General features: G+C 67.0%; 14 protein-coding genes and 3 pseudogenes. 6 read left to right on the forward strand and 11 right to left on the reverse strand.

What is annotated here, in order from left to right:
- Positions 1-514: 514 nt before the first annotated feature.
- The 5 genes from ACVWWN_RS18495 to ACVWWN_RS18515 are packed head-to-tail and all read right to left on the reverse strand — an operon-like array spanning position 515 to position 5,268.
- Complete coding sequence (locus ACVWWN_RS18495; protein ID WP_457145159.1) at positions 515-1,399, reverse strand: polysaccharide deacetylase family protein; 885 nt, start codon at positions 1,397-1,399, stop codon at positions 515-517.
- Positions 1,396-2,370, reverse strand: coding sequence for an agmatinase (gene speB, locus ACVWWN_RS18500; RefSeq protein WP_457149179.1), 975 nt, complete (start codon positions 2,368-2,370; stop codon positions 1,396-1,398). Before speB ends, ACVWWN_RS18495 begins: the two co-directional genes overlap by 4 nt.
- Complete coding sequence (locus ACVWWN_RS18505) at positions 2,349-3,110, reverse strand: SDR family NAD(P)-dependent oxidoreductase (protein ID WP_457145160.1); 762 nt, start codon at positions 3,108-3,110, stop codon at positions 2,349-2,351. Before ACVWWN_RS18505 ends, speB begins: the two co-directional genes overlap by 22 nt.
- Positions 3,110-3,793 carry an SDR family NAD(P)-dependent oxidoreductase gene (locus ACVWWN_RS18510; RefSeq protein WP_457145161.1) on the reverse strand — a complete coding sequence of 228 codons (684 nt, stop codon included), beginning with the start codon at positions 3,791-3,793 and terminating at the stop codon, positions 3,110-3,112. Before ACVWWN_RS18510 ends, ACVWWN_RS18505 begins: the two co-directional genes overlap by 1 nt.
- Positions 3,793-5,268, reverse strand: coding sequence for an APC family permease (locus tag ACVWWN_RS18515; protein ID WP_457145162.1), 1,476 nt, complete (start codon positions 5,266-5,268; stop codon positions 3,793-3,795). The genes ACVWWN_RS18510 and ACVWWN_RS18515 overlap by 1 nt, the downstream gene beginning before the upstream one ends.
- Before the next feature lie 278 nt (positions 5,269-5,546).
- Between ACVWWN_RS18515 and ACVWWN_RS18520 the strand changes: the two genes are divergently transcribed.
- Positions 5,547-7,049 carry a PucR family transcriptional regulator gene (locus ACVWWN_RS18520; protein ID WP_457145163.1) on the forward strand — a complete coding sequence of 501 codons (1,503 nt, stop codon included), beginning with the start codon at positions 5,547-5,549 and terminating at the stop codon, positions 7,047-7,049.
- A gap of 25 nt (positions 7,050-7,074) precedes the next feature.
- Here the strand turns inward: ACVWWN_RS18520 and ACVWWN_RS18525 are convergent, their stop codons facing one another.
- The 3 genes from ACVWWN_RS18525 to ACVWWN_RS18535 all read right to left on the reverse strand — a co-directional run bounded on the left by ACVWWN_RS18525 (position 7,075) and on the right by ACVWWN_RS18535 (position 10,263).
- Positions 7,075-8,619, reverse strand: coding sequence for a DUF222 domain-containing protein (locus ACVWWN_RS18525; protein ID WP_457145164.1), 1,545 nt, complete (start codon positions 8,617-8,619; stop codon positions 7,075-7,077).
- Positions 8,620-8,733: 114 nt separating this feature from the next.
- Positions 8,734-9,483, reverse strand: a complete 750-nt coding sequence (gene trhA / locus ACVWWN_RS18530; RefSeq protein ID WP_457145165.1) for a PAQR family membrane homeostasis protein TrhA — start codon at positions 9,481-9,483, stop codon at positions 8,734-8,736.
- 123 nt (positions 9,484-9,606) lie between these two features.
- Positions 9,607-10,263, reverse strand: coding sequence for a TetR/AcrR family transcriptional regulator (locus tag ACVWWN_RS18535; protein WP_457145166.1), 657 nt, complete (start codon positions 10,261-10,263; stop codon positions 9,607-9,609).
- Positions 10,264-10,316: 53 nt separating this feature from the next.
- On the opposite strand from ACVWWN_RS18535, the gene ACVWWN_RS18540 reads away from it, so the two are divergent.
- Positions 10,317-11,618: a glycosyltransferase gene (locus ACVWWN_RS18540; protein WP_457145167.1), complete on the forward strand. Its 1,302-nt coding sequence runs from the start codon at positions 10,317-10,319 to the stop codon at positions 11,616-11,618.
- A gap of 912 nt (positions 11,619-12,530) precedes the next feature.
- On the opposite strand, the gene ACVWWN_RS18545 is transcribed toward ACVWWN_RS18540, so the two are convergent.
- On the reverse strand, positions 12,531-13,070 hold the full coding sequence (locus ACVWWN_RS18545) for a hypothetical protein (protein ID WP_457145168.1): 540 nt from the start codon (positions 13,068-13,070) through the stop codon (positions 12,531-12,533).
- Here ACVWWN_RS18545 and ACVWWN_RS18550 point away from each other — a divergent pair.
- The 4 genes and pseudogenes from ACVWWN_RS18550 to ACVWWN_RS18565 all read left to right on the forward strand — a co-directional run bounded on the left by ACVWWN_RS18550 (position 13,048) and on the right by ACVWWN_RS18565 (position 16,862).
- On the forward strand, positions 13,048-14,016 hold the full coding sequence (locus ACVWWN_RS18550; RefSeq protein ID WP_457145169.1) for a hypothetical protein: 969 nt from the start codon (positions 13,048-13,050) through the stop codon (positions 14,014-14,016). The genes ACVWWN_RS18545 and ACVWWN_RS18550 overlap by 23 nt on opposite strands.
- 84 nt (positions 14,017-14,100) lie before the next feature.
- Positions 14,101-15,136: pseudogene (locus tag ACVWWN_RS18555) on the forward strand (Rieske 2Fe-2S domain-containing protein).
- A 59-nt stretch (positions 15,137-15,195) separates the two neighbouring features.
- Positions 15,196-16,217: pseudogene (locus tag ACVWWN_RS18560) on the forward strand (NAD(P)H-dependent amine dehydrogenase family protein).
- Between the two features lie 81 nt (positions 16,218-16,298).
- Complete coding sequence (locus ACVWWN_RS18565; RefSeq protein ID WP_457145170.1) at positions 16,299-16,862, forward strand: TetR/AcrR family transcriptional regulator; 564 nt, start codon at positions 16,299-16,301, stop codon at positions 16,860-16,862.
- 25 nt (positions 16,863-16,887) lie between these two features.
- Here the strand turns inward: ACVWWN_RS18565 and ACVWWN_RS18570 are convergent, their stop codons facing one another.
- Both ACVWWN_RS18570 and ACVWWN_RS18575 read right to left on the reverse strand, forming a co-directional pair.
- Positions 16,888-17,103 (reverse strand): hypothetical protein, encoded by a 216-nt coding sequence (locus ACVWWN_RS18570; RefSeq protein WP_457145171.1) that lies wholly within the window; start codon positions 17,101-17,103, stop codon positions 16,888-16,890.
- Between the two features lie 232 nt (positions 17,104-17,335).
- A pseudogene (locus tag ACVWWN_RS18575) lies at positions 17,336-17,694 on the reverse strand (SDR family oxidoreductase).
- Positions 17,695-17,700 lie beyond the last annotated feature (6 nt).

The following is a 17,700-nucleotide window of genomic DNA, read 5'->3' on the forward strand; positions in this document are numbered from 1 at the left end:
TGAATCGGCCTGACGCCGCGCTTACATTCAGGCGTACGAGCGGTGCTGGGCCTTTTGTTGGCGGCATTGCAGCCGAATCGCTTTGACGTTGGACCCCACCGCGCTCGGTCGCACTCCGCGCCGCCCTGTCGACGTGCGCGGCAGCCGACTCGGGACGCGCATCCGCTTGGCTGAGGCGGCCCCTTCGACTCCATCGCGACTTCCGGGCTTGCCAGTCCGGCATACAGGCCCGCCAACACGTAATCATTACCGTTAGCATCTGACTGATTCCCATAGATCCCAACGAATCTCGATACATCAAGCCAAACCTGCTCCTGCTTAAAGCAACTGGTTATAGGTGTCCTAATTCTGCTATGGCACATTTGCACTAGTTGTGCGAGGTTTCATGGCCGCACACTTTCGTGTACTGCCATCAGGGGCTGTCGGCCAGGCAATCTCGATGAGCGGCGGGGGAGCCCCCGAACGCGCGCGGGCCCAAGAGTTGTTGGCACAACACGCGACATAACCGGAACGGTCAGAAGTCTTTCGGATCAGGCCGGGCCACCGATCGCGGCTTCAGCCCGAGGCCGCGGACATGCTCGGCGATCGCCCCGAGGTTCGTCACCCAGACGTCGTCATGCGAACACACGTAGTCGATCAGCGCGTCCAGCGCGGCCGCCCGCGAGGGGCGACCCGAAAGGAACGGGTGGTTGGTCAACACCCAGCAGCCGCCCGCTGCGCGCATCGCGTCGAACTCCAGACGCCACATCTCGGTGGCCTTCAGCGGGCTCTCGATGAGCCCGCTGCCCGAGAAGTCCGGCACGAAGCAGTACTGCTCCCAGTCGTCGAGCGCCCACTGGATGGGGATCTCCACCAGCGGGCCACCACCGTCGACCGCCAGCTCGTAGGGATGGTCTGCATCCATCAGCGAGCTGTCGTACAGAAACCCCCTGTCGCGCAGCAACGTCGGGGAATGCCAGTTCAGCTCCCACATGGGCGCGCGGTAGCCGGTCGGGCAAGCACCCGTAACCTGCTCGAGAACCGCTGATCCGCGGTCGAGGATCGCGGCCTCCTGCTCGGCGGTCAGACCCGCCATCGCCTCGTGCAGATATCCGTGGTGGGCTATCTCGTGGCCGGCGGCGGCGATGGCGCGAACGACATCCGGGTAGCGCAGAGCGGTGTAGCCCGGGACGAAGAACGTCGACGTGATGTCGTGTGATGCCAGGATGTTCAGGATCCGCGGCACGCCGACCAGCGGACCGTAGGCCTGGTGGCTGATCGCCGACATCCGGTTTGCGCTGGCGTGCGACACCGCCAGCATCGCCGATTCGGCGTCGACGTCGAAGCTGAACGACGCGGCGCAGACGGCATTGCCCGGCCATTGCACACCCGTGGCGGGTACCGCCGAATCATGGTTCATGGGTTCCTGTTTCGCGCGAAGAGGGATACGAACTCGTATGCCAGGTTGGCCGCGGCCACCCCGGTGATCTCGGCATGGTCGTAGGCGGGCGCGACCTCGACGATATCGGCTCCGACCAGTTGCAGGCCGTCAAAGCCCCGCAACACCTCCAGCAGTTCGCGGCTCGTCATGCCGCCGGCCTCGGGGGTGCCGGTGGCTGGCGCGTGAGCGGGGTCCATCACGTCGACGTCGATCGACACATAAAGGGGGCGGTCGCCGATCGCGTTGCGAAGCTGCTCGACGACGTCGCTGACGCTGCGGTGCTGGAACGCACGACAGTGCACGATGGTGAAACCGAGCTCGGCGTCGTCATCGAGATCTTTTGCGGCGTAGAGCGATCCGCGGATGCCTACATGGGCGCTGTGCCCGGGGACGAACAATCCTTCCTCGCCGGCGCGGCGGAACGGGCTACCGTGTGTGACGGGTTCGTTGAAATAGGTGTCCCAGGTGTCGAGGTGGGCGTCGAAGTGCACCAGTGCCACCGGACCGTACTTGCGGTGATGTGCCCGCAGCAGCGGGTAGGCGATCGTGTGATCGCCGCCCAGCGAGATGATTCGCGCGCCGGCGTCGATGAGTTCGGTCGCCTGCTCCTCGATCTGCGCGACGGCGGTGGTGATGTCGAACGGGTTGACGATGAAATCGCCTGCATCCACGACCTGCTGGCCCGCGAACGGTGACACCGCGAGCTCGGGGTTGTACGGGCGCAGCAGCCGCGACGCTTGCCGGATGTGGGCCGGCCCGAACCGGGCACCGGGCCGGTACGTGACGCCCGTGTCGAAGGGAATCCCGACGACGGCCACGTCGCAACGCGTGACGTCCTCACGTCGGGGCAGCCGCGCGAACGTCGTCAGCCCCGCGTAGCGCGGGACCACCTGGCCGTCCACCGGTCCGCGGATGTCGTCGTCGCTGGTCAAACTCGGCACCGTGTCGATCCTCCGTTGATCTGCAGTGTCTGACCCACCATGGCGGCCAGATCGCGGCGGGCCAGCAGCGCGACCGCCGCGGCGATCTCCTCGGGCCTGCCGATCCGCCCGATGGGGATGGCTTCGCCGTAGCGCCGGTGCATTTCGTCGAGGCCGAGCCCCGCGGCGCCGGCATCCACCTCGAGTTGGGGCGTGTCGGTTACCCCGGGCGCCACCGCATTGACGCTGATGTTCTCGCGCGCCAACTCGCGGCCCAGCGTCTTGGTCAACGCGATCAGCCCGGCCTTGGACGCCGAGTACGCCGACGCCTCGGGCCAGCCGATGACACCCCATTCGGACGCGATCACCACGATGTTGCCGCCACCGCGCCGACGCATGCCCGGCAGCACGGCCTGGATGAGGTGGAACGTGCCGGTGAGATTGGTGTCGACGATCTTCCACCAGTCGTCGTCATCGTGGTCGAGAAAACGGGCCATGGTCATGTAGGCGGCGTTGCAGACCAGCACGTCCACGGGGCCGTGGTCACGCTCGATATCCGCCGCCAACGCGAAGACCGCGTCACGACTCGAAACATCGGCCACTGCAGAAAATCCAGTGGTGTCGGCGACCACCTGGGCCATCCGCGGATCGTCGGCCGGGCCGTTGATGCCGACGGTCGCGCCCTCGGCGGCGAGCCGGCGTGCGATCGCCGCGCCGATACCCTGGGTGGCCCCGGTGACCAGCGCCAGCCGGCCGGCCTGTGGTTTCATCAGATCACCACCCCGCCGTTGGGCGATATCACTTCGCCGGTGCAGAAGCCCGCGTCGTCGGCGAGCAGGAACCGCACCACCTGTGCGATCTCGTCCGGCCGGGTGAGCCGACGGTTCGGTACCGTCGCCAGGAATTCCGTTGACCGCCAAGGCGAGTCGACATCGAGCAAGGGCGTGTCGGTCGGCCCGGGTGCCACCGCGTTGACCCGCACCCCGGCGGCGGCGACCTCGGCGGCCAGGCTGCGCACCAGGCCGATCACGGCGCCCTTGGCCGCCGCGTAGTGGGCGTCGGTGTCGCCGCCGCCGATGGCCAGTTCCGACGTGACGGCGACGATCGCGCCCGCGCCCCGCGCCAGCATCGACGGCAGTACCGCGCTGCTGGTGTTGCGCAAGCCGCCCAGGTGGACGCGCAGCATGCGGTGCAGTGCGTCAGCGGTGATCTCGGCGACCGGTGTCATGGCGTAGTGCCCCGCCGCGGAGATCAGGGCGTCGACCGGGCCGACCTCGGCGGTGATCGCCGCAAAGGCCGCGTCGACGGCGGCGCGGTCCGACACGTCGGCGATGTGGTCGGCGCCGTCGGCCATGTCGATTCCCGCCACAGTCCAGCCGTCCGCGCGGAGTGAGTCCGCCACCGCGGCGCCGATACCGGAGGCCGCCCCGGTGACAACTACGTTGCGCGACATCAATTCCGGGGTTCCGTGATGCGTCCTTCGTCGGCGAACCGGTCGCCGATCGGCGCCTGGATACCGCGGCGCACCGACAGAAAGACGACGATGCCGACGACGGCCAGCACGACGGTGGTCAGCACACTCGCCCAGTTGATGTACCAGGGCTGGTCGGGCTGGGTGCGCGGCCACGCCACGTTCACCGTCTCGAAGATGACCCACACCGACGCGATATAGGTGACCGGGCCGCCCCATTTTCCGAGGGTGAACGGCCCCGGCTTCCACTTGCCGGTCAGCCGCGCGATGGCGGCGCCGATCACCGGCACGCCGAACGCGATGTAGAAGCCGATGATGTTGAAGTTCACCAGGATGTTGTAGAACTGCGAGCCGGCCAACAGGATGAACACGACCGCGATCACGGCGGTCAGGGCGATCGCGTTCACCGGCAGCCGCTCCGGGCCGGCAAGCCCGCCAAGCACTTTCGAGCCCGGCAGGCTGTGATCCCGGGCGGCGCCCCAGATGCAGCGCGACACCGCGGCCTGCACGGCGAGGAAGCTGGAGATGAAGCCGATCACGAACATCGCCAGCAGCGGCTTGGTGATGCCCGCCCCCAGGTGCGTTGTCAGCGTCTGGGCCACCACGTCGCCGGTCTGCGATGCCACCACGTCGTTCAGGTTGGGGATCGCCAGAATCAGTGCGGCACTGGAGAACATCACGATGATGCCGACCAGCAGCAGACCGAAGAAGATGGCTTTGGGAACGTTGCGCTCGGGCTCGTCGACCTCTTCGGCGATGGAGCCGGCGGCCTCGAAACCCAGGAATGACCAGCCGACGTAGGCGATCGCCAACAGCATGGGGCCGGATGTCCAGGAGGCGGCGTCGGGGATGCCCGCGCTCGAGAACAGCACCGAGAATGAGTTCTCCCGGTAGAAGATCAGCAGCACCAGACCCAACCCGACCGAGCCGATGATCTCGCAGGTGATGCTGGCCACCACCATGACCTTCAGCACCTTGCGGCCGACCATGTTGACCGCGCTGCCGATCAGGATGATCAGGACGGCCACGGTCGCGGTCTGCCAGCGGCTCGGTTCGGCGACCCCGAAGATCTGCAGCAGGAATCCGCTTGCCGCGTACGACAGCGTGCCGAGCGCGATCGTCAGGCCCCACATGTACGCCCACGCGGCGGTCCAGCCCCATGTGGTGCCGCGGACGTGGCGCGACCACTGGTAGACACTGCCGGCATAGGGCCACCTGGATGCGAGCTCACCGAACACCAGGGCGACCAGCAGCTGACCGACCAGCACGATCGGGAACGCCCAGAAGAACTTGGGGCCTGCCGCGAACAGGCCGAGGGTGAAGATCGCGTAGACCGCTGCGATCGGCGAAACGTCGGCGAAGGCCAACGACAGCGCCGAGCGGAAACTGAATCCCTGGCTGAGCCGCAGCGGATGGTCAATGGCGGCGGTGGACTTCATGGCATCGGACTCGGTCATCTGCTGCTCCTCATAATCCACTGTTGGTGGGCAACCTTGTGCCTGGTCAGCCCAGAACTGAAGATGCAGATCGTCTAGATATACAAGCCCGTCTTAGACGATCATCTAAGGTCAAGGCTTGTCGGCACCGCCATTGGTTCCCACCGCCGAGGCCGGCGAGCCCGATTCGGCACGGCGACCTGGCCTTTCGGGGTCGGGACGGCGGTCCGGGCGCATCGCATTACCAGGGTGTGAACAGCGCGGCCCGACGGCACGGAACCCGAGCAAAGGCGGTGCGGATGGTCTACCGAGTGGCCGATCTGGTGGAGACTCCACATCTGCGCCTCGAGGTGCGCGCCGGCTCGGCCGGTCTTTCGCGGCCGGTGTCCTGGGCGCAGACCTCCGATCTGGACGAACCGTGGTCGTGGTTGGCCGGCGGTGAGCTGCTGATGAAGAACGGCAGGACGCTGCCCGAGTCGGCGCGCGGGCAGACGGCGCTCGTTCGCGGGCTGGCCGACAACGGCATCTGCGGAATCGTCATCGGCCTGGACGCGGCAACCCCCGAGTTGACCGCGCCGGCCACCGCGGCCGCCGATGAGCTGGATTTCCCGGTGCTGACGGTTCCCTACTCGGTGGGCTTCGCGGCGATCGGCCGAGCCGTCGCCGAGGGCGCCGGTGCCGGCGAGAGTCGTCGGATCGCGATCACGGAGCGGGTGTACGACATCATCCGTCAGTCGGTCGGCAACCCCTTGTCGGCCAATGTGCTCGCCCAGCTCGGCCGCGACATCGCCTGCCGCCTGGCGGTGTTGGACACCGCCACCGGAGATGTCGCCCTTGACGCCTCCGATCCGATACCCAGCGGGCTTCGCCGAGCTCTGGTCGCCGACATCGCGGCGCGGCGCGGCGCAGTGCCCGGCGTGCTGCATATCGCGGCCGGTGAGCTGCGCGGCATGGTCGTCGAGGTGCCCGACGAGGAGCCGACGGTTTTGGTTGCCTATGAGTTCCGTTCCGCCCCACCAGATATCGTCCAGTTGCAGCACCTGGCATCAGCGGTGGCCGTGCTGCTGGCGCAGCAGAATGTCCGCCGGGAACACGATCGCAGAATCGGGGCGGAGGTGATGGCTGCGCTGTGCGACGGGCGACTGGCCGGGCGGGAGGCCGTGATCACACTCGCGGGCCGTGGCCTGCGTGCCGCGTCGGCGTCGCTGGTCGCGGTCAACGGCGCCTCGCCGGACGCGGAGCGACAATTGCACCTGAGCCTGGGCCGGCGCGGGGTGCCACACCTGTTGCTGCGCAGAGGACAGGTCCTGTACGCATTGATGCCGGCCGGTGAGATCGCCCTGACGGCACTGCGACGCAGGCTCGGCGAGTCGGCGTTGTTGGGCATCAGCGATCCGCTCGGGCATCCGCGGCGGGGACCTGCCGCACTGCGGGAGGCGACCTGGGCGGTGCGAGCGGCCGAGACCACCACCGACCGCACCGCCAGATACGCGGATGCCACCATGCTGGCGGTGTTGCGTGACGCCGAGGAGGCGCAGGTCGTCGTCGACCGTGTGCTCGGCACGCTGATCGCCTATGACAGCGCCCGATCGAGCGAGATGGTCCGCACGCTCGACGCATTCCTGTCGTGTAACCGGTCGTGGGTCAAAACGGCGAAGGCGCTCGACGTACACCGGCAGACCGTGGTCTACCGGATCCAGCGGGTCGAGGAGATCACCGGACGGCGGGTCGGTGAAACCGCGACTATCGCGGAATTCTGGTTGGCCTTGCGGGCCAAGGACTTACTGACGCCTCCACGATGATGTGAGGCGACCGGTCGCCCCATCGTCAGAAGGGTGGGGGCTTGTTGTGTTCGGCGGCGTGCTCGTTGTTGAGTTGGCGTTGGGCTTGGATGCGGTGGGCGCGGTTCTGTGCACGGGTGCGGGTGCGTCGGGGCATGGCCAGGCCACGAGTGGGCTCCGCGGCGGGCATATCGACCCGCGCGGCCGGCGCATTGATGGGTGTGGTGGGTGTGCACAGGGTGGGGAACAGTAGCCGGCTGCCGGGGTGGGTGGTGTAGGTCTGGCCGCTGGGGGCTGTCCATTGCACGGTGCCGTCGGGTAGTTGGCGGTCTGACCAGTCCCAGAACGTTTTGAGCAGGTGGTGTTTTCGGCATAAACATTTCAGGTTTGAGGCGCAGGTCGGGCCGGCCGGGTAGGCGATGGTGTGGTCGAGGTCGCAGATGTAGGCGGGTTCCTCACAGCCCGGGAACCGGCACGTCAGATCCCGGCAGCGCACGAAATCGGCCAGCGCCCGCGACGGGGTGTAGCGCGGTTCGGGCCCCGCGGCGCCGGGATGGACCAGCCGCCGGAGGGTGGCCGCGCCGGCCACCTTGGCCGCCAGCAGCGGCGCGGGCAGCAGCCCACCGCCCACGATCACCGCCGGGCTGGTATGCGCGGTTGCGCTCGGGGCCGGCGGGGTCGGTTCGGTCAGCGCCTCGGCCGGGGTCTGCTCCCGCAGCGGTGGGGCGGCTCGGTCCGGCGCCGGCGGGGCCCCGTCGAGTAGGGCCGGGGTGTCGTCGGTCAGGCTGTCGGCCTCGGCGATCACATGCACCACCACCGCCGCCGCCGATGGGCCGCCCCCGCCGCCGGCCGGGCACGCCGTCGCCCCGCACAGGCAGGCGAGGTGGTCCTGGCCGCGGCCCAACGCGCCCAGCGCGTCGGCGCGGCGCTGCTGGCCGGTGCGCGGATCCGCGGCGCACACCGCGGCGGCCATCACCGCCAGACGCTGATCCAGCACCGCGGCGTCCGGGGCGAACAACACCCCCTCCACCCCGGCCGTGCCGGCACCCCCCGCACCGTCGAGCACGTCGAAGTGGCGGCCCCGGGCCCGGCGTTCCCACCGCCGCAGCGCCTGCCGGTCGTGACGGTCCACCAGTTCATCGAGGGCCCGTTCGGTCCTGGCCACCGACCACGGCCCCCACCCCACGGCCTGGGCGGCGATCTCGATGTCGACCTTGGGGCGGGCATCCGGGTCGGTGATCAGGGCGGTGCGGTAGACGATGGTGTGGACCAGCCGAGCAGAAATCAGTCCGGCGGTGAACACCTCACCCACCCGCGGCAACCGCTCCCGCAGCGCCCAGGCCAGCGTCAGCTGATGCGAGGCCACCCCCAACGACACATTGAACGCCGCGCCGATCTCGGCGCACACCGCATCCCAGTTGTCCAGACACCACTGCTCGCGCTCGGCGCTGCCCTCGGCGCCCCACCGCCGCGCGAGCCCATCGGCCATCGCCGCCAGCTTGCGGGCGCACGCCGCGTTCTCCACCCGACCCCACGCCCCCACCACACCGCCACCCGGCACGCTGGCCGCCGCCACCAACTCATCGAACACACGATCGAATCTAGGCGCCCACCACAACGAAAACACCCCACCAACCACCAGCCTGTGCACAAAAACACCACTGTGGACAACCCGCCCTGAGACGTGTCGACAGGTGGCGTGTTCCTAGACCACCACCAGCCAGATGGCGATGTAGTGGCAGATGGCCGCGGCGGCGGTGAAGGCATGAAAGAACTCGTGATAGCCGAACGTCTGCGGCCACGGGTTGGGCCAGCGCATTCCGTAGAGGACCGCGCCGATGTTATAGAGCACGGCCCCCGCGACGAGGAACACGACGGCCACGACGCCGGCGCCGTGCAGGAGCGTCGGGGCGAACCAGATCGCCACCCAGCCGAGTAGCAGGTACAGCGGCACGCCGATCTCTCTGGGCGCCGACGGCCACAGCATCTTGAGTGCGACACCCGCGGCCGCTCCGGCGTACACCAGGATGAGAACCAGTCGCCCGGTGGCCGCCGGCATCGCCAACAGTGCGAACGGTGTGTAGCTGCCCGCGATGAACACGAAGATCAACGAGTGATCCGCCCGCTTCATCCATCGCCTGGCGGTCCGGGAGCGCCATCGCACACGGTGATAGACGGCGCTGACGCTGAACATCGCCACGATGGTCGCGCTGTAGATCAGCGTCGCCCAACCGGCCTTCGGTGACGACAAGCTCCACGCCACGGGCACCAGCGCTGCCCCCGCCACGATAAAGATCGCCGCCAGGCAGACGTGGATCCAGCCGCGCAGGCGGGGCTCGCCGATGAGTTCGGTGACGGTGTCGGCGAGAACCTGAGGCAAGTCGTCGTCGGCGCGGGCGCCCTCGTCGCGCGTCGCCAGAACCGGCAACCTCACCTCGGCATCTCCGACGATCATGTTGCGCTTTCCGATGAGCGATAGCTCACAACGTCTCCGAACACGATCGAGGGATGCCGTCAAGGCAGCGTATCGCCGTGGCTGTGGAGCGGGGTGTCGGCGACACGGGCTGAACGTCGGCGGTCAGCGAAAGACGGTCTCGGCGAGCATACGTCGGCACCACGCTTTGTAGGTGACCGCGAACCACCCCTCGCGGTGAACGAATCGAAGATAGGTCTCGACGCCGGCGATCACGGCCGCAGTTTCGACGACTTCGTCAAATGGGACATCCTCGCGCAGCCATCCCCGGTTCCGACAAACCGCGAGCACCCGCCCGATCTGCCCATTGATGCCGGCGAGAATGCGGTTGAGGTAGCGATCCAGCTCGGGATCCGACGCCGCGGCACCGAACAGCGCCAGCGCCAACCGTGCGGTCCGTTCGTGCACGTCGGTCTGCGCATCGACGATGAAGTCGATGGCCTCTTCACGGTCGTCGATGGCCAGGAACCGCCGTCCTACCTCGAGGTTGAGAATGTTCTCTTCGCCCGAAACCCCGAACGCGGCCGTTTCGATCGCGGCGACGATGAGCGCCGCCTTCGGCCCGTGGCCCTGCACCGTCTCGGGCGACACACCTGCGGCGGCGGCGATCTTCGCCAGGGTCGTGCGGGCGTACCCGTGGTCGGCGAACAGCTCCGCCGCCGCGCTGACAACCCGCGACCGCGTCTGCTCGGCCTGCTGCTGCCGTAAATCTGACCGGTAGACCCTGGCGCCGGCCTTGCCAGAAATTGATTGCGGTGCCATAGTAATGAATACTATCGCAATGTAGCGAAGCACGAGCCCGCGGGGGTGTGACCGTGTCGTCGATCATCATCGCCAGCGTTCCCGCCCATGGCCACGTCACGCCGCTGCTCAGCGCCGCGCGGGGCTTCGTCGAGCGTGGCGATCAAGTGCGGTTCATCACTGGATCCCAGTTCGCCGACAAGGTCGTCGCGACGGGCGCCTCGCACACCCCCTTGCCGCCCGAAGCGGACTTCGCCGCCCTGGATCTCGACACCCGCTTTCCCGAGCGGGCGAAGTTGAAGGGAGTCAAGGCCGTCGCCTTCGACGTCGAGCGTGTGTTCGCCCACCCGGCCACAGCGCAGTACCGAACCGTAATGGCGGCCCATGCGGCAGAGCCCGCCGATGCGGTGCTGACTGATCCCGCTTTCCTCGGCGGCGCACTGCTCCTCGGGCACCCACGGCCGCAGCGTCCCGCCACGATCGTGTGCGGCGTCATTCCACTGACCTTCGACAGCCCGGACACCGCTCCGTTCGGTCTCGGGCTGACGCCTGCCCGCTGGTTCAACAAGCAACGCAACAACGCGTTGAGCGCGCTGAACCGCCGGATCGTCTTGAGGGCCAACCAGATTGTCGATGATCTCTACCGGGAGGTGCACGGCACGGGTATGCCGTATTGGCTGATGAACTGGCCCACGCGGGCCGACGCGATCGTGCAGTTCACCGTGCCGGCGTTCGAATATCCCCGGTCCGATGCCCCTGAGGAACTTCATTTCATCGGGCCACTCAACGCCACCGGTTCACAAGCTCCTTTGCCGGAGTGGTGGGGCGATCTCGACGGGACACGGCCGGTGGTGCACGTCTGTCAGGGCACAGTCGCCAATACCGACTATGGCCAGGTCATCGCTCCCACGTTGCGCGCCCTTGCCGACGAGGATGTCCTGGTGACGGTTGCCACGGGTGGTCGCCCGCTCGACACGCTGCCACCCCTTCCGGTCAATGCGCGCGCGGCGGTGTTCCTGCCGTACGACGACTTGCTCCCGCGGACCGCCGTCTTTGTCACCAACGGCGGATACGGCGGTGTGCAGTACGCCCTGCGCTACGGCGTGCCGATCGTGGTCACCGGAGGCAAAGAGGACAAACCGGAAGTCGGCGCGCGCGTCGCATGGTCCGGTGTCGGACGCCGGATCCGCAGCGAGCGCCCGGCGCCGGGCGCGTTGCACCGCAACATTCTTGCCGTGCTGAAACAGCCGCGATACCGCCAGGCCAGCCGGCGAATCGCCGACGACATGGCCGCGGCCCCCGGTTTCGCCGGTCTGGCCGACGTCGTCGACCGCCTCGCCGCCGACGCCGACGCCGTGACAGGCCGATACCCCTGAAGACGGTGGCCGAACGTGACAGCCTCATCACGTCGTCAGTCGTGCGGCACGCAGCAGGCGCCATGAGAGTCAGCACGTCAGCGTCCGCGGGTGCACTCCTTACCGGCGCTGCAATCGGCTTGGCCGGGCCGGCCAACGCGGACGATTTCGCAGGCACCTTCCTGCATATCGCGCCCGGTCTGCAGTCGCTGTGGACAGTCAGTTCGTGTGGTGCCGGCTGCGCGCACGTCGCCGACAGCACAGGTTGGAGCGCGAACGCCCACCCAGTGGACGGACTGTAGACGTTCGTGGTCATCTTCCGTACGGCACCAAATGCAACAACGACGGCACCGCGCCCGGAACTGTCATCTACAAGGTCGACGTCCCAGCGCAGCACGGCACGTTCCACAACAGCGATGCCGCGCCGTGCCAGCTCGCGCCGGGCTGGTCGCAGCCGGTGTACTTGCCGCTGACGAGGATCTGAGGAACACCTCTCGAATTCGGGCGTCCGCGGCTGTAACGGTTCCTCCGAATCAACGATGAATTTTCTGAGTGCGCTGGGCGGCGCTTCGGCGACCGCACCTGCACGATAGCCGCGGCATCTGCTGGTCCAGGCCCAGCGTCGGGGGAGTTGTCTGCGCATGGCGCGTGGCGGGAACCGCCACGCTCCGTGAGGTAATAGGAGTCGATGCACATGCGTGCACCGAGTGATTTGTGCTCAAAGCGAACGGCCGTCGTCAGTCTCGCGTCCGGCCTTGTGATTTCACTGACGGCCCTGACCGGGGGCATTGCTCCGGCGTATGCGAAGCCGAATACGGACCCCTCCGGGCCGACGACCACGGTCGCCGTTCCCCAACCGGAAGCACCGGCGCCGCAGCCGAAGACCCCCGAGGCTCCGATCGTGCAGGAGGCGCCGGTTCAGGAGTCTCCGGTTCAGGAGGCGCCACCGAAGGCGCCCGTCGTGGAGACGGCGGCGCCCACAGTCGAGGCGCCACCCCAGACGCAGGCGCCTGACCCGCCTCCGCAAGTCGTCCAGATGACGACCGCACCCACCGCGGTCGCCCCGCCGGCTACGACCGTGACACCGCCGGCGACGACCACCGCACCGCCGGCGACGAGCGCCGAGCGGCCTTCGCCGCGGGTCGCGGCCCCCGCGACGCCCGAGACGACCGGGCCGGCGTCCGAGACGTCGGAACAGGCGCCGGTGACCATAGAGCGCGCGCCGGCGACATCCGCCGTGCCGAGCCCGTCCAGCACCGCACCCGCCACCACGTCGGCGGCAGCCACCGCGAGCGTGGCCCCGACCGCTGCGCTCGCGCCCGGCGAGAACAGTATGGAGACGAGCCAGGCACCAGCCGCCAGAGACACCTCAGCCGCCAGAGAAACCTCAGCCGCCTCCGCGATCCCCACGAGCGCCTCGGCATCGCCGGACGCGTCGGGTGACTCGACGGTGAGCGTCTCGCAGGCGGCCAAGGCGATCGAGCGGTCGGAGCCGCAGACCCTGCAGGCGCCGAAAGAGGACGTCGAGATCGCCAAGACCGCGAAAGTCGTTGAGGCGAAGCCGGATCCGGCGCCGGAACAGGACATCGACGCGCTCGCCAGCTCGCTCAACCTCGATGTGAACGAACGGCGGGTGGACGCAGCGGCCAGCGCAGAGGTCCGGCTGGGCAGTGACCGCGTGGACCGCGTGCGGGACCGCACCATCCGGCAGTGGAGTCCGGACTGGGTCCAATACGACGACTACTACCGGCCGATCCTGATGAACCCCTATCGGGACCCGGTGCGTGTCGTCTACGTCTATCAGAACGCTCCGCGCATCGTGTGGATCCCCCCGCTGGCGCGCGTCGTGCTGGAGGTCGCCCAATTCGCCGCGTACAGCTTCACGGCCGTGGTCGCGACCGCGGCCAACATCGTCAACACGGCCGTGCAGACGGCCGTCGATGTGGCGGTCGGTAGCTTCTTTGGCGGCGGCTACTACCCGGGAGTCGGGTTGCCGCTGCCGCCTCCTCCGCCGCCCGTGCTGCGCTACGACAACGTCCCCGTGCAGGTGCGCTATTCGCAGGCGACCTACGAGCCGTTCCGGGTGCAGCGGATCGTCGACGTCGGTGACGATCCTCAGTTCGGTGAGCGCAAGGTGTTGCTCGACGGCGCCACGCCGGCATGGGGCGTGTGGACGCAGACTCCCTCCGGGGAACGGCAATTCGAGGTACACCGGACCCAGCAATATCCGGGCCTGGACAACCCGCAGGAGGCGCCGCTGCCCGGCGACTACCACCTGGTGCTCGCGTCGGACGATGCGCCCTCCGGTCTCACCGCCAGGGACATCTTCCTGATCGTCGCCGCGGCCGTGATCGCGGTATTGGGCTTCGGTGCGATCGGGATGGCCGTCTATCTCGGACGTCGGCGGCCTCAGCACTGAGGCCGCCGGCCACCGTCCGGTCCACTAGGCAGGGCTGCCGACCGCGCACTGGGATTTTACATTGAGTCCTCTATCATTTTGCGCATGGCGAAGCCGCCGCTGTCGATGAAGCCGACGGGCTGGTTCCAGGTCGCCTGGTCCGATGAGATCAAGCCCGGCGACGTCCGCGTGATGAAGTACTTCGACCGCGAGATGATCGGCTGGCGCGCCGGGTCGGGACAGCTGACCGTGATGGATGCGTACTGCGAACACCTCGGCGCGCATCTCGGGTATGGGGGACATGTCGAGGGCGACGTCCTGCAATGTCCGTTCCACGGCTGGCAGTGGAATCACGAGGGCCGCAACGTCTGTATCCCGTACCAGGAGCGGCCGAACCGGGGCCGCCGCATCCGCACGTACCCCGTCGTCGAACGCAACGAGTCGGTGTACATCTGGCACGACATCTAGGGGCGAGAGCCGTTTTTCGACGCACCCGACGTGTTCGCGAGCTTCGTCGACGGCAGCTGTGTGGGCGCCTATTACCCGCAACAGCGGCTCTATCGCGAAACGCTGGAACTGCATCCGCAGTACGTCCTCGAAAACGGGGTTGACTTCGCGCATTTCAAGTTCGTGCACCAGACGCCGATCGTGCCGGTATTCACCCGCCACGACTTCGACGACGTCGTTTCCTATGTCGACTTCACCATCACCTTCGAAGGCGACGAGGGCCAGTCGATCGAGGATGTCGGGAGCGGCGTCGAGGCGGTCAACGGCGGACTCGGCATCGCCGTGACCAAGAGTTGGGGCATGATCGACAACCGGACCATCTCCGCCGTCACGCCGGTCGACGAACGCACCTCTGATGTCCGCTTCAATGGTCTACATCGGCCGCAAGCCCGGTGACTCCTCGCCGATGGCCGAAAGCAAGGCCCGTGAATTCGGGCAGGAGGTCATTCGGCAGTTCTCCCAGGACGTGCACATCTGGCAGCACCAGCGTTACTCGGATCCGCCCGCGCTGGCGAATTCCGAGATGGAAGGCTTCACGGCCATCCGCAAGTGGGCGACCCAGTTCTACCCCGTCGGTCTCGGCGGCAGCGCTGCCGAACTGCACGCCGGATCCGAGAAAGGCCGAAACAATTGATCGCAACCCATGAACCGGTCCGCGTCTTCCAGGTGGCGACCGGCAACGTCGGAACCGAGATGATCAAGCGGTTGGGCACCCACCCCGATCTCGAGCTGGTCGGATTGCATTGCTACACATCGGAAAAGATTGGTCGTGATGCCGGTGAGATCGCCGGCCTCGGACCCATCGGGGTCACGGCCACCGGCACGGTCGAGGAAATCATCGCTGCCGGTCCTGACGTGATGACCTTCCACGGGGTCTTTCCCGACGAGGACCTGTACGTGAAAGTTCTCCAGGCCGGTATCAACGTCGTCACCACCGCGGACTGGATCACCGGCTGGCACCGTGACACCAACCATCCACACCCGTCGGGAAAGCCGGTGACACAACTACTCTCCGAGGCGTGCGAGAAGGGCGGAGCCAGCTTCTACGGCACCGGGATGAACCCCGGAGTGAACCAGATCCTCGGTGTGGTCTGCTCGGCCGACGTCGCAGAGATCGAGAACGTCACCACGATCGAGTCGGTCGACGTGTCGTGCCACCACAGCAGGGACACCTGGATCGAGGTCGGTTACGGGCTTCCGGTGGATGACCCGAGCATTCCCGGCAAGCTGGAGAAGTACACCCGCGTCTTCGCGGACAGCGTGCTGATGATGGCCGACTGCTTCGACCTCCAGCTCGACGAGGTCAAGTTCTCCTACGAGTTGGGCGCCTGAACCAAGGACGTGAATCTCGGCTGGTACACCCTGCCCAGGGGATCGCTCGGCGGCAACTACCTCAAGTATCAGGGCATGGTGAACGGGGTGGCGCGGGTCGAGACGCATCTGGAATGGCAGATGACCCGCACACCGACCCCAATTGGGATATCAAGGGCTGCTACATCACTCAGATAAAGGGTGACCCCCGCATCTACAACAAGCACATGATTTTCCCGAAGCCCGGTGTCGGCCTGTCGAACCCGGCCAACTTCCCCTCGATCGGCATGACCATCACCGGTCTGCCCGCGCTCAACGCGATCCGGTCGGTGGTGGCGGCGCCACCGGGGCTCCTGACGAGTGCCGATCTGTCACTGCGGGGCTGCGCCGGCCGTTTCAAGTAACGGGCTTGGGCGATGACCACCAACGTCACCCCGCGGCGCCCCGTGAGCGGAAGACAGGTTCGGGCCGATCGCACGCGCGCGATGGTGATCGACGAGACGGTGCGCTGCGTTCTCGAAGAGGGATTCGGCGCCGCAAGTGCCAAGCACAACACCGAACGTGCCGGGGTGACATGGGGAGTCGTCCAGTACCACTTCGGCGATCGTGACGGACTGCTGATGGCCGTCGTCGATGATGGTTTCAACGATCTGCTCGCCCGCCTGCGGGATGTGCAGCCGAAGCTGCATGACAAGTCCGGCCGGGTCAGGACAGAGCTTGTGGTCAATGCGGTCGCTGAGGCATTTCTGAGTCCGACATCGATTGCGGCACTGGAGATTTTGATCGCTACCCGTACCGCACGCGCCGATGTCGATAAACGCCATCTGATGGAATTGTTCTCCACCCTGACCGATTTGGGCCGTTACGTCGCAGAAGGACTCGAAGCCGAGCATGCCGATGCCGTCGGCAATCTGATGTGGACCACGTTGATGGGTACGATGGTGGCGAGAATGGTTGTCCCGGAACCACGTGATGTCGGTCGCGAACTGTCTGCGTTGACCGATGCGATCACCGCCTACCTAGACAACAAAAGAGGGACACCCTCCTAGGGTGTCCCTCTCGTGTGCTTATGCGTCAGCGGCTCTGGTGCATGTTCGCGTCGAGTTGCGGCACGATGACGTGCGGGCCGACGTGATCGAGCCAGTCGTGGTGATGATGGATCCCCGTGGGGACGATGACCGGTGCCACGTCGGTCACGGCGTCAGGCTCGGCCTGAGCCGGCCCCGCAAAACCCATCAGCACAGCAGCCAATCCGCTGGCTGCTATGGCGGCAAATCCCAACCTCTTCATGTGGAGCGTCTTTCCCTTCCTCTGTTCACCGGATCGAGTTAGTGAACCCTTACCGGCTATGTCTTGTTAAACCCGGAGGTCAGCGCATTAATTCCGCCGGCAGCATTTTGCTGGCGGTTGGCTGTATCACACTGTGCGACGGGGAGCAGCGGAATCATCGTTTGCGTGACCGAGGTCACGCAAATGTTGCCGAGAGTACGGGGCAAAGGACTCCGCGGACGCGGTCACGGGTTCAGCCCGCACCCTTCCCGTTGTCGACGCGGTAGACCGCACCATGGACCGCGGCGGCGTCGTCGCTGGCCAGGAAGGCGATCGCCTTGGCGACGTCGACCGTTTGCATGAACCCGCGTGGCGATGCGATACGCATGATCAGATCCCAGTCGGCGCCCTCGGGCGCGGTGAACTCCGTGGCCTGCGCGGTCGGCATACCGCCCGGGCATACGGCGTTCACCGCGAGATCGGAATCCGGTCGGCGTCGCGCGCGATTCCGAAGACCTTAGCGCCCCGCTCGGCGAACAGCTTCGCCGTCGCGGCGCCGAGTCCGGCCGAAGCACCGGTGACCAACGCGACATTGCCATCCAGTTGTGTCATGGCACG

Source organism: Mycobacterium sp. URHB0021, from assembly GCF_054057895.1.

Bases quoted from the DNA above. Each gene is read 5' to 3' on its own strand.
- ACVWWN_RS18510 (WP_457145161.1), bottom strand. From the start codon at position 3,793: ATGTCGCGCAACGTAGTTGTCACCGGGGCGGCCTCCGGTATCGGCGCC.
- ACVWWN_RS18495 (WP_457145159.1), bottom strand. From the start codon at position 1,399: ATGAACCATGATTCGGCGGTACCCGCCACGGGTGTGCAATGGCCGGGC.
- ACVWWN_RS18565 (WP_457145170.1), top strand. From the start codon at position 16,299: ATGGTGATCGACGAGACGGTGCGCTGCGTTCTCGAAGAGGGATTCGGC.
- ACVWWN_RS18570 (WP_457145171.1), bottom strand. From the start codon at position 17,103: ATGAAGAGGTTGGGATTTGCCGCCATAGCAGCCAGCGGATTGGCTGCT.
- ACVWWN_RS18535 (WP_457145166.1), bottom strand. From the start codon at position 10,263: ATGGCACCGCAATCAATTTCTGGCAAGGCCGGCGCCAGGGTCTACCGG.
- ACVWWN_RS18515 (WP_457145162.1), bottom strand. From the start codon at position 5,268: ATGACCGAGTCCGATGCCATGAAGTCCACCGCCGCCATTGACCATCCG.
- ACVWWN_RS18505 (WP_457145160.1), bottom strand. From the start codon at position 3,110: ATGAAACCACAGGCCGGCCGGCTGGCGCTGGTCACCGGGGCCACCCAG.
- trhA (WP_457145165.1), bottom strand. From the start codon at position 9,483: ATGATCGTCGGAGATGCCGAGGTGAGGTTGCCGGTTCTGGCGACGCGC.
- ACVWWN_RS18520 (WP_457145163.1), top strand. From the start codon at position 5,547: ATGGTCTACCGAGTGGCCGATCTGGTGGAGACTCCACATCTGCGCCTC.